Source organism: Citrobacter braakii (assembly GCF_009648935.1).
GTDB classification, from domain to species: Bacteria; Pseudomonadota; Gammaproteobacteria; order Enterobacterales; family Enterobacteriaceae; genus Citrobacter; species Citrobacter braakii.
Genome location: NZ_CP045771.1, coordinates 1,445,080 through 1,456,894 on the forward strand (window position 1 = coordinate 1,445,080; position 11,815 = coordinate 1,456,894).

Annotated in this window: 11 protein-coding genes; 4 read left to right on the forward strand and 7 right to left on the reverse strand. The window is 53.2% G+C overall.

The annotated features are described in order from the left end of the window. Nucleotides 1-6 precede the first annotated feature (6 nt). The 7 genes from panF to acuI all read right to left on the reverse strand — a co-directional run bounded on the left by panF (nucleotide 7) and on the right by acuI (nucleotide 6,719). Nucleotides 7-1,458, reverse strand: a complete 1,452-nt coding sequence (gene panF / locus GFC06_RS06770) for a sodium/pantothenate symporter (RefSeq protein WP_016157593.1) — start codon at nucleotides 1,456-1,458, stop codon at nucleotides 7-9. Then, complete coding sequence (locus GFC06_RS06775; protein WP_016154721.1) at nucleotides 1,448-1,690, reverse strand: YhdT family protein; 243 nt, start codon at nucleotides 1,688-1,690, stop codon at nucleotides 1,448-1,450. Before GFC06_RS06775 ends, panF begins: the two co-directional genes overlap by 11 nt. Before the next feature lie 107 nt (nucleotides 1,691-1,797). Continuing rightward, on the reverse strand, nucleotides 1,798-3,147 hold the full coding sequence (gene accC / locus GFC06_RS06780; RefSeq protein ID WP_003828838.1) for an acetyl-CoA carboxylase biotin carboxylase subunit: 1,350 nt from the start codon (nucleotides 3,145-3,147) through the stop codon (nucleotides 1,798-1,800). Between the two features lie 10 nt (nucleotides 3,148-3,157). Then, nucleotides 3,158-3,628 carry an acetyl-CoA carboxylase biotin carboxyl carrier protein gene (gene accB, locus GFC06_RS06785; RefSeq protein WP_003025210.1) on the reverse strand — a complete coding sequence of 157 codons (471 nt, stop codon included), beginning with the start codon at nucleotides 3,626-3,628 and terminating at the stop codon, nucleotides 3,158-3,160. 392 nt (nucleotides 3,629-4,020) lie between these two features. Then, nucleotides 4,021-4,620, reverse strand: a complete 600-nt coding sequence (msrQ, locus tag GFC06_RS06790) for a protein-methionine-sulfoxide reductase heme-binding subunit MsrQ (RefSeq protein ID WP_016157592.1) — start codon at nucleotides 4,618-4,620, stop codon at nucleotides 4,021-4,023. Continuing rightward, the gene (gene msrP, locus GFC06_RS06795) at nucleotides 4,621-5,625 is read right to left on the reverse strand and encodes a protein-methionine-sulfoxide reductase catalytic subunit MsrP (protein WP_016157591.1); all 1,005 of its coding nucleotides are present in this window, start codon (nucleotides 5,623-5,625) and stop codon (nucleotides 4,621-4,623) included. Nucleotides 5,626-5,744: 119 nt separating this feature from the next. Then, nucleotides 5,745-6,719: an acrylyl-CoA reductase (NADPH) gene (gene acuI, locus GFC06_RS06800; RefSeq protein WP_047358541.1), complete on the reverse strand. Its 975-nt coding sequence runs from the start codon at nucleotides 6,717-6,719 to the stop codon at nucleotides 5,745-5,747. Nucleotides 6,720-6,944: 225 nt separating this feature from the next. Between acuI and csrD the strand changes: the two genes are divergently transcribed. The 4 genes from csrD to mreD all read left to right on the forward strand — a co-directional run bounded on the left by csrD (nucleotide 6,945) and on the right by mreD (nucleotide 11,811). Then, nucleotides 6,945-8,885, forward strand: coding sequence for an RNase E specificity factor CsrD (csrD, locus tag GFC06_RS06805; protein ID WP_153689970.1), 1,941 nt, complete (start codon nucleotides 6,945-6,947; stop codon nucleotides 8,883-8,885). Nucleotides 8,886-9,191: 306 nt separating this feature from the next. Then, on the forward strand, nucleotides 9,192-10,235 hold the full coding sequence (mreB, locus tag GFC06_RS06810; protein WP_000913396.1) for a rod shape-determining protein MreB: 1,044 nt from the start codon (nucleotides 9,192-9,194) through the stop codon (nucleotides 10,233-10,235). A gap of 64 nt (nucleotides 10,236-10,299) precedes the next feature. Further along, a complete protein-coding gene (gene mreC / locus GFC06_RS06815; protein ID WP_047499766.1) occupies nucleotides 10,300-11,322 on the forward strand; it encodes a rod shape-determining protein MreC in 1,023 nt (340 codons plus the stop codon). Then, nucleotides 11,323-11,811, forward strand: coding sequence for a rod shape-determining protein MreD (gene mreD, locus GFC06_RS06820; RefSeq protein ID WP_047499764.1), 489 nt, complete (start codon nucleotides 11,323-11,325; stop codon nucleotides 11,809-11,811). The last annotated feature ends 4 nt before the right edge of the window (nucleotides 11,812-11,815 follow it).

Here is an 11,815-nt window from a genome sequence, read left to right on the forward strand (position 1 = left end):
ACTCTTTTATTTATCAGTAGTCAATATGGCGGCTTGCGGGACGGCAGAACCGAAACGGTTGCCGATCAGGAAAGCCAGCAAGCTTATCAGTAACGAGGGCACAATCGGGTGGAAACCCAGGTACTGAATGTTAAATGTAGCGAGTACGGCATAAAGAACGCCGCCGATAATCATCGCGCTCAAAGCGCCCGCCGCGTTTGCCCGCTCCCAGTACAGGCCCAGTACCAGCGGCCACAGGAAGACGGCTTCCAGCCCGCCAAACGCCAGCAGATTAAGCCAGATAATCATTTCTGGTGGTTTCCAGGCCGCCAGTAGCAGTAACGCGCCGAGCAACAGGGTAATCACTGCCGACATGCGCTTCAGCCGGGTTTCGTTTTTCAGCTGTTCCGGACGCAGGTTCAGGTACAGATCCTTAATGATCGTAGCGGAACTTTGCAGCAATTGGGCATTGATCGTCGACATGATCGCGGCCATGGGGGCCGCGAGGAAGATCCCAGCAGCTACCGGCGGCAATACTTTGACCATTAGCGTAGGGATAACCAGATCCGGCACTGTCAGATCAGGGATCACCGCACGCCCCAACGCACCCGCCAGATGCATACCAAACATCAGGATTGCCACTACGATGGTGCCGATGATAATGCCGCGGTGTACAGCTTTGCTGTCTTTATAAGAGATGCAGCGTACTGCTGTATGCGGCAGCCCAATTACGCCAAAGCACACCAGTACCCAGAATGAGGTCATGAACGTGGGTGACAGAATGTCATCCGCGCCTTGCGGCGAGACCAGTTTAGGGTCGATAGTTTGCAGGGTTACCACCGCATTGCTGAGGCCACCGGCAGCATGAACGACGCCGACCAGCAGAACAATAGTACCAATCAGCATCACCATACCCTGCATGGTGTCGTTCAGTACGCTGGCGCGAAAACCGCCGAACGCCGTATACAATGCGATACTGACGCCAAAAATAAGCAGACCGGTTTCGTAAGGTATACCCGCAGCGGTTTCAAGCAAACGTGCGCCGCCAATAAACTGTACGGTCATTGCTCCGACAAACGCGACCAGCAGGCTAAGGCTTGCCAGCCACACAAGCAGGCGACTCTGGTAGCGGGCAAACAGCATATCGTTGAGGGTAACGGCATTATAACGGCGCGCCAGAATCGCGAATTTCTTACCAAGAATCCCCAGAGAAAGCCAAACGGCGGGCAACTGGATCATCGCCAGCAGCACCCATCCCAGCCCGTATTTGTAAGCGGCGCCAGGACCGCCAATAAACGAACTGGCGCTAATGTAGGTTGCCGTTAGCGTCATGGCTAATACGACCCCGCCCATCGAGCGGCTGCCGAGGAAATATTCATTCAGGAAAGTGCCGGTCGATCTCTTACGCATGGCGTAAACGGAAAGACCGAAGACCACCAACAGATAGGCGACCAGCGGCAAAATAACTTCAAGCTGCATCGTCATCCTCCAACGGAATGTCGCGATAGATAAACTTCACCATCGCCCAGCACAGCACGATGAAAACCAGCGGCGTTAGCAGGCAGGCCATTTCGAACCAGTGTGGTAAGCCGGTAAAACCGAGCGTGGAATCTGGTAAGTAAGCGGCCACTAACCATGTGGCAAGATATAAAAGGGTCAGCCACAGCGCCCAGCGCGCCTCTTTATGGGCCTGAACAAAACGAGCGTCCATTTTTTGTCCCTTGTGGATAAAGAAAGCGGGGATTGTACCTTATGGCACGTGCGGGAGGGGAGAAAAACAAAAGGCCGGAATTTCCGGCCTTTTCAGTTAACGCACGCTTACTTTTCCTGAAGTCCGAGTTTTTTCTCCAGATAGTGGATATTGGTTCCACCGTGCTGGAAATGCTCGTCATTCATGATGCGGATCTGCAGATCAACGTTGGTTTTGATACCGTCGATGATCAGTTCCTGCAATGCGTTTTTCATACGGGCGATTGCTACGTCGCGGTTTTCGCCATAGCAGATCAGCTTACCGATCATTGAGTCATAGTACGGAGGTACGGTGTAGCCTGCGTAAATATGAGACTCCCAGCGCACACCAAAGCCACCCGGCGCGTGGAAACGCGTGATTTTACCCGGGCTTGGCAGGAAGGTGTTCGGGTCTTCGGCGTTGATACGGCATTCTACCGCATGGCCTTTAACCACAACTTCATCCTGCTTGATGGACAGCGGTTGTCCCGCAGCGATGCGCAGCTGCTCTTTGATCAGGTCAACGCCGGTGATCATTTCGGTTACCGGGTGTTCAACCTGAATACGGGTGTTCATTTCAATGAAGTAGAACTCGCCGTTTTCGAACAGGAACTCGAAAGTACCTGCCCCGCGATAGCCGATATCAACACACGCTTTGGCGCAACGCTCGCCGATGTAGCGACGCAGTTCCGGAGTAATGCCCGGTGCTGGTGCTTCTTCGACGACTTTCTGGTGACGACGCTGCATGGAGCAGTCACGTTCTGCCAGATAAATCGCGTTACCCTGACCGTCCGCCAGCACCTGAATTTCGATGTGGCGTGGGTTTTCCAGGTACTTCTCCATGTAAACCATGTCGTTGTTGAAAGCCGCTTTCGCTTCCGCTTTGGTCATGGAGATGGATTGTGCCAGTTCGGCATCGCTGCGCACGACGCGCATACCGCGACCGCCGCCGCCGCCGGAGGCTTTGATAATAACTGGATAACCGATGCGCTTCGCATGAGCGCGGTTAGCGTCCATGTCGTCGCCCAGAGGGCCGTCAGAGCCTGGGACTGTCGGTACGCCAGCTTTTTTCATCGCGGTAATTGCGGACACTTTATCGCCCATCAGGCGGATGGTGTCGGCTTTCGGGCCGATGAAGATAAAGCCGGAACGTTCTACCTGTTCAGCAAAGTTGGCATTCTCAGAGAGGAAGCCATAGCCCGGGTGAATTGCCACTGCGCCGGTGATTTCAGCAGCGCTAATGATAGCCGGGATGTTCAGATAGCTTTTTACGGACGGAGCCGGGCCAATACAGACCGTCTCATCCGCCAGCAATACGTGTTTTAAATCGCGATCCGCGCTTGAATGCACAGCGACAGTCTTGATGCCCAGCTCTTTACAGGCACGCAGAATACGCAGGGCGATCTCACCGCGGTTGGCGATAACAATTTTATCCAACATGTTCGCCTCGTTATTCGATGACGACCAGCGGCTCGTCAAATTCTACCGGTTGACCGCTTTCTACCAGAATCGCTTTCACTACGCCGGATTTGTCGGCTTCGATCTGGTTCATCATTTTCATGGCTTCAACGATGCACAGGGTATCGCCCGCATTCACTTTCTGGCCGATTTCGATGAACGCTTTCGCATCTGGGCTCGGGGTGCGGTAGAACGTACCAACCATTGGGGAGCGTACGATGTGACCACTGATTTCCGCTGCTGCCGGAGCTTCCATACTTGGAGAGGCAGTTTGTGCGACAGCGTTAGACAGAGCTGGCTGCTGCATCACTGGTGCAGCATAAGCCTGTTGCATCATTGGAAAACTTGCAGCTGGCGCCGCACGGCTGATGCGTACAGACTCTTCGCCTTCAGAAATTTCCAGTTCGGAGATGCCTGATTCTTCAACCAGCTCGATCAGTTTTTTAATCTTACGAATATCCATGAGTGGGTTCCGTACTCTTTGTTTAGTGAGATTGTGACAAGCGTTTTACCGCCGTCTGTATAGCATTTTTATAACAGTGAGTGACAAGATGCCACGCATCTCAGGCATTGCACTGGGTGCGGTTGCCATTAAGTGAGATTGCCAGACTTGTTAGTCATTGTGCGGCTATCTTCTGCCATTTTCGGGTAAAAGACAAAATATACCTTCAACATGCGAATGTCACCCTTTCAGCGCTCTAAAAACGCTACCGGGGATAGCAAAGTCGCACATTATAACTATTTCGTAGCAATTGGCAGCTAAATACTGGTCTTATCAGGGAAGATAATCAACCGTTAACATGTAAAGAAAATCGGATCGTCCACATTTTGTAACGCACTGCACATAACGTGAAACTACCGCCACCACTGGCGAAACTTCTTGTAACGGCAGGCTAACAACACCACAGCGAGTGCTGCATAAATAATCGGTTGAGGGGAGATAATTTTTACCGACCACAGATAATGTATGGGTGCCAGGATCGCCACAAGATAGACGAAGTTGTGCAAATACTGCCAATTTTTACCCAGTTTTCGCTGAGCCGACTGGGTGGAGGTTAACGTGAGGGCGAATAATATGCCCCAACTAGCAATGCCCAACATCAAATAAGGTCGCGTGATTAATTCCCGTCCTAACAGCGCCAGATTATGAATGCCCAGTTCCAGGAGTGCGTAGCTGGTTAAATGCAACGTTGCCCAGGCGAAACACCATAGCCCTAACAGGCGCCGTGTGCGTATCAATAATGGCTGTTTAGCGTAGCGCGCGAGGGGAGAGACCAGCAAGGTCGCCAGCAAGAATTTCAGAGCTGTCCTACCGGTAAAGTGCTGGATATCTTTGACCGGGTCTGCGCTCAGACCACCGTGATTCACCGCCCAAAATAGCCAGACAAACGGTAAAAAGCCGGCAAGATGCAGGCAAACTTTCAGCCCGGTAATGTGCTTTGCAGTCAGGCGCACTCAAAAATTCTCCTGCAGGTTAAGACCACGGTACAGCGAAGCGACCTCGTCGGCGTAACCGTTAAACAGCAGCGTGGGTTGGCGCTGAACGTCCAGAATACCGCCTGCGCCAATAAAACGCTCAGTGGCCTGGGACCAGCGCGGGTGATCGACATGCGGATTCACGTTGGCATAAAATCCATATTCATTGGGGGCGGCCAGATTCCAGGTTGTCGGGGGGCGTTCGCGGGTTAGTTTAATACTCACGATCGACTTAATGCCTTTAAATCCGTATTTCCACGGCACAATTAAGCGAATGGGCGCGCCATTTTGTGGGGGAAGAGCTTTTCCATAAACCCCCACGGTAAGCAGAGTGAGTGGATGCATAGCTTCATCCAGACGCAGTCCTTCAACATAGGGATACTTCAGTCCGCCGCCAATAAAGCGATCTTTTTGTCCGGGCATCTCATCCGGTGCGTAGATCGTTTCGAAGGCGACATATTTTGCGTTGCTGGTGGGTTCAACCTGCGCCAGCAGTTTATGTAACGGAAAACCAATCCACGGCACGACCATTGACCAGGCTTCCACACAGCGCATCCGGTAAATCCGTTCTTCCAGTGGGAAACGGGCGGTCAGCGCATCGTGATCGAGGGTGAGTGGTTTTGCCACCTCACCACTGATTTTTAACGTCCACGGATCGGTTTTCAGACTGCCAGCATTGGCTGCCGGATCCGCTTTATCGAGACCGAACTCATAGAAGTTGTTGTAGCCAGAAACTTTATCCGCCGGCGTTAAAGGAAGCGAATTTTGCCAGGCGGCGGGTTTACTGAAATCAAGCGGCTTACCCGCGGGCGCGGGCGGGCGGTCATTCCCCTTAAACCAGCTAAGAAGGTCAGCCTGCGCAGAGAGGGGGAAAGACAACGCGGCGGCGCTGATTCCTAATGCTTTCAGTACCTGGCGGCGTTGCATAAAAAAAGCCGACTCGTCAGTGACGTCGGCTTCTGTAAATGGACGTAATTTCTTCATAACAGACTCCCGGCTTACGCGTCATAACTGACAGGGGACGCGTAGTTAATATGGCAGGGAGTCTGTAGATATGCCGCGAAATTTCGTTAATTAAGTGTAAATTTCTGCGCCAGAGCTTGTTACTTCACCTTCACCAGCGTACGACCTTGCACCTGGTTATTGATGATGGCATCGGCAAACTTCGGCGCATCCGCCAGCGTAATCTCCGTGGCGGCCTGAGCATAGAAAGAGTCCGGCAGATCCTTAACCAGACGCGCCCAGGCTTCTGCCCGGCGTGCCGGCGGGGTCATCACCGAGTCCACCCCTTGCAAACGAACGTTACGCAGAATAAATGGCATCACCGTCGTCGGCAGAGCGAAACCGCCAGCCAGGCCGCAGGCGGCAACGCAGCCACCGTAGTTCATCTGTGCCAGGACTTTTGCCAGAACTTTGTCGCCAACGGTATCAACCGCACCAGCCCACAGCTGTTTTTCCAACGGACGAGATTCAGCAAATTCATCACGGCTAAGGATACGGTTAGCGCCCAGGCTCTTCAGGTAGTCGTGAGTACTTTCGCGACCCGAAACCGCCGCAACCTGATAACCCAGCTTATGCAGTAACGCCACGGCCGTGCTACCCACGCCGCCGCTGGCGCCAGTGACGACAATCTCACCGTCTTGCGGGCGAATACCTGCATCTTCAAGCGCCATGACGCACAGCATGGCGGTAAAGCCAGCGGTCCCGATAACCATGGCTTTACGTCCGTCCAGCCCTTGTGGCAGCGCAACCAGCCAGTCGCCTTTCACGCGTGCGCGTTCGGCCAGTCCACCCCAATGATTTTCACCCACGCCCCAGCCGGTCAGTAAAACTTCCTGACCTGCATGAAAACGGGGATCTTCGCTTGCGCGCACGGTACCGGCGAAATCGATACCAGGAATCATCGGAAAATTACGAATGATTTTACCCTTGCCGGTGATAGCCAGGGCGTCTTTATAGTTCAGGCTTGACCAGTGGACATCCACCGTCACATCGCCTTCCGGTAGCTGATTTTCGTCGAGGGGTTGAACGGATGCGAGGGTTTTTCCGTCCTGCTGTTCTAAGATCAAAGCCTGCATAACCTGTCCTCAATTCGTATAGTGGATTGGAAAATTATTAATGAAGACTATACTCGCTAATCAAAACATGATGCCGATTCCGCGCAATAAATTGCCAGATATACCTAATTTGGTAGTATGCCCACACTGTTTGTATAAATGGACGGATTTTGCGTTCAGTTTTGCATTTTCGCGCCGCTTTATCACTTTCATGCCTGTTTCATAACTGTCGGAGTTAACACAAGGATGCGATTAACGACGAAATTTTCAGCTTTTGTGACGCTGCTTACAGGGTTAACGATCTTCGTAACTCTGATCGGCTGCTCGCTGAGTTTCTATAACGCGATTCAATATAAGTTCACCACCCGTGTTCAGGCGGTGGCGACGGCGATTGATACGCACCTTGTCTCCCGCGATGTCGTTGCGCTAACCCCGCAAATCGATGAACTGATGGTTTCGGTTGATATCGTGCGCGTCGAACTGCTTCAGGGCGAACACGTGGTGTATGACCACTCCCGAACCAGCAGCTACCGCCCGGCGGGGACGAACAATCTGTATCGTGATGTCACCGTCCCGTTGGTCAAACACCCGGGCATGTCGCTGCGTCTGGTTTATCAGGATCCCATGGGCAACTATTTCCATTCGCTGATGACTACCGCGCCGCTCACGTTGGCGATTGCTTTCATTATACTGATGCTCTTTTTGTCTGTGCGCTGGCTTCAGCGTCAGCTTTCAGGTCAAGAGTTGCTGGAGATTCGTTCAACGCGCATTCTTAACGGCGAACGTGGACCGAACGTGCGGGGGACTGTTTATGAATGGCCTGCGCGTACCAGTAGCGCGCTCGATATGCTGCTGACCGAAATTCAAAGTGCCCGCGAGCAACGTAGCCGACTGGATACGCTGATTCGTTCCTATGTGGCGCAGGATACAAAAACCGGGCTAAGCAACCGCCTGTTCTTTGATAACCAACTGGCAACGCTGCTGGAAGATCAGGAAAAAGTGGGATCGCATGGCGTCGTGATGATGGTACGCCTGCCGGACTTTACGCTGCTGCGCGATAGCTGGGGAATTACCCTTGCGGAAGAACAAATTTCAACGCTAATCAATTTGTTGTCGACTTTTATGACGCGCTATCCGGGCGCGTTGCTGGCGCGCTACCACCGTAGCGATTTTGCCATCCTGTTGCCACACCGCACGCTGAAAGAGGCGGAAAGTATTGCCGGGCAATTATTAAAAGCGGTAGATGCGCTTCCGGCTAATAAAATGATCGACCGTGCCGATATGGTTCATATTGGCATTTGTGTTTGCCGCAGCGGTCAGTCGACGGAACAAGTGATGGATCACGCTGAAGCCGCCACGCGGAACTCGGTATTGCAGGGTGGGAACAGTTGGTCGGTCTATGATGACTCACTACCGGAAAAAGGTCGGGGTAACGTACGCTGGCGAACGCTGATCGAACAGATGCTCAGCCGGGGTGGACCAAGAATTTATCAAAAGCCTGCGGTAACCCGTGAAGGACGGGTGCACCACCGGGAGCTGATGTGCCGTATTTTTGATGGCAGCGAAGAGGTTATTTCGGCGGAATATATGCCGATGGTCCTGCAGTTTGGCCTGGCAGAAGAATATGACCGTCTGCAAATCAGCCGTCTGATCTTACTGTTGGGCTACTGGCCGCAGGAAAACCTGGCGATGCAGACAACGGTTGAATCGCTAATTCGCCCACGTTTTCAGCGCTGGCTACGTGATACGCTGATGCAGTGCGAAAAATCATTACGCAAACGCATAATTATTGAACTTGCTGAGGCAGATGTCTGTCAACATATCAGCCGGTTACAGCCCGTCATCAGATTGATGAATGTGCTGGGTGTGCGAATTGCCGTTACGCAGGCGGGTTTAACGCTGGTGAGCACCAGTTGGATCAAAGAGCTTAACGTTGAGTTATTGAAGCTGCATCCAAGCCTGGTGAGGAATATTGATAAGCGAACCGAAAACCAGCTCCTGGTGCAAAGCCTGGTGGAGGCTTGTTCTGGAACACCAACGCAGGTTTACGCCACGGGCGTTCGTTCGCGTAGCGAGTGGCATACGCTGACGGAACGCGGAGTTGCGGGTGGGCAAGGGGATTTTTTTGCCGCATCACAGCCACTTGACACTAACGTGAAAAAATATTCGCAAAGATACTCGGTTTAACCTGCCGTTTAATTCGTTTTCACGTAGAATAACGCGCGCTGTGCCTTCTGGGGGTGTGCTTGTCTGCTCGCCAGGTTGTAACAGCAAACATGCAGGTGAATGACCTTTGACAGGTTGCAAACAAAAGCGAGGAGTGCTGCTGATTTATTCAGCCCTGATGGACTCAGGCCGATTTTGTAACAAAGGAAACGAACTGCACTAATTTTCACCGTAGCAGATGATTTTTGCGCCTTGTCGCTGCTGCGTGTGGTTGGTAAAGTAAGCGGATTTTGTTTTCCGCCCCAGCTTTCAGGATTATCCCTTAGTATGTTGAAAAAATTTCGTGGCATGTTTTCCAATGACCTGTCCATTGACCTGGGTACCGCGAATACCCTTATTTATGTAAAAGGACAAGGCATCGTATTGAATGAGCCTTCTGTTGTGGCCATTCGTCAGGATCGTGCCGGCTCGCCAAAAAGCGTAGCCGCAGTGGGCCATGACGCGAAGCAGATGCTGGGTCGTACACCGGGCAATATCGCCGCCATTCGCCCAATGAAAGACGGCGTTATCGCTGACTTCTTCGTGACTGAAAAAATGCTCCAGCACTTTATCAAACAAGTGCACAGCAATAGCTTCATGCGCCCAAGCCCGCGCGTACTGGTATGTGTACCGGTTGGAGCAACTCAGGTTGAACGCCGCGCGATCCGTGAATCCGCCCAGGGCGCAGGTGCCCGTGAAGTATTCCTGATCGAAGAGCCGATGGCGGCTGCGATCGGGGCGGGTCTGCCAGTTTCTGAAGCAACCGGTTCTATGGTTGTGGATATCGGTGGTGGTACAACTGAAGTTGCCGTTATCTCCCTGAACGGCGTGGTTTACTCCTCTTCTGTACGTATTGGCGGTGACCGCTTCGACGAAGCCATCATTAATTATGTTCGTCGTAACTACGGTTCTCTGATCGGTGAAGCCACCGCAGAACGTATTAAACACGAAATCGGTTCCGCTTATCCGGGCGACGAAGTGCGCGAGATCGAAGTTCGCGGCCGTAACCTGGCAGAAGGTGTTCCACGCGGCTTTACCCTGAACTCCAACGAGATTCTGGAAGCCCTGCAGGAACCGCTGACCGGTATCGTGAGCGCGGTGATGGTTGCACTGGAACAGTGTCCGCCAGAACTGGCGTCTGACATCTCCGAACGCGGCATGGTACTGACCGGTGGCGGTGCTCTGCTGCGTAACCTTGACCGTCTGTTAATGGAAGAAACCGGTATTCCAGTTGTTGTTGCTGAAGATCCGCTGACCTGCGTGGCGCGCGGTGGCGGCAAGGCGCTGGAAATGATCGATATGCACGGCGGCGACCTGTTCAGCGAAGAGTAATCGGATGCAGGTAGGGTAGCCCGCGGGTTGCCCTTCCGCTCTGATACGAGAATACGCATAGACTATGAAGCCAATTTTTAGCCGTGGCCCGTCGCTACAGATTCGCCTTATTCTGGCGGTGCTGGTGGCGCTCGGCGTTATTATTGCCGACAGCCGCCTGGGTACGTTTAGTCAAATCCGAACGTACATGGATACCGCCGTCAGTCCTTTCTACTTTATCTCAAATGGTCCTCGTGAATTACTCGACGGCGTTTCGCAAACGCTGGCTTCGCGTGACCAACTCGAACTTGAAAATCGGGCGTTGCGTCAGGAACTGCTGCTGAAAAACAGCGAGCTGCTGATGCTGGGGCAATATAAACAGGAGAACGCGCGTTTGCGTGAGCTGCTGGGATCGCCGCTGCGTCAGGACGAACAAAAGATGGTGACGCAGGTCATCTCAACGGTTAATGACCCTTACAGCGATCAGGTGGTGATCGACAAAGGGAGCGTTAACGGGGTCTACGAAGGTCAGCCGGTTATTAGCGACAAAGGCGTTGTGGGTCAGGTCGTAGCGGTGGCTAAACTGACCAGCCGCGTGCTGCTGATTTGCGATGCGACGCATGCTCTGCCCATTCAGGTACTGCGTAACGATATCCGCGTGATCGCTGCCGGTAACGGCTGCACCGACGATCTTCAGCTCGAACACCTGCCGGCCAACACTGACATTCGCGTTGGCGATGTGCTGGTTACCTCGGGTCTGGGGGGACGTTTCCCTGAAGGCTATCCGGTTGGTGTTGTTTCTTCCGTTAAGCTGGACACTCAGCGCGCTTATACCGTGATTCAGGCACGCCCGACCGCGGGTCTGCAGCGTCTGCGTTATCTGCTGCTGTTGTGGGGCGCCGATCGTAACGGCGCAAATCCGATGACGCCAGAGGAAGTGCACCGCGTTGCCAATGAACGTCTGATGCAAATGATGCCGCAAGTTCTGCCTGCACCAGATGCCATGGGGCCGCCTGCGCCAGTGCCAGCTCCCGCAACAGGCGTGACTCCAGCGCCTGCGGACACCACGCCGCCACAACCTGCTCCGCGTAAGCCGGGAGGACAGTAAGTGGCAAGCTATCGTAGCCAGGGACGTTGGGTGATTTGGCTCTCGTTCCTTATTGCACTGTTGCTGCAAATCATGCCCTGGCCGGACGATATTCTGGTTTTCCGGCCAAACTGGGTACTGCTCATCTTGTTGTACTGGATCCTGGCGCTGCCGCATCGCGTAAATGTGGGCACGGGGTTTGTGGTGGGTGCCATACTGGATCTCATCAGCGGCTCCACGCTTGGCGTGCGCGCATTGTCGATGAGTATCATTGCTTATCTGGTCGCGCTGAAATTCCAGCTATTCCGTAACCTCGCGCTCTGGCAACAGGCGCTGGTGGTCATGTTGTTATCACTGGTCGTGGATATTATTGTTTTCTGGGCCGAGTTTTTAGTGATCAATGTCTCTTTCAGACCCGAAGTGTTCTGGAGTAGTGTAGTGAATGGTGTGCTTTGGCCATGGCTATTCTTACTGATGCGTAAAGTCCGTCAGCAGTTTGCGGTGCAATAAGGTT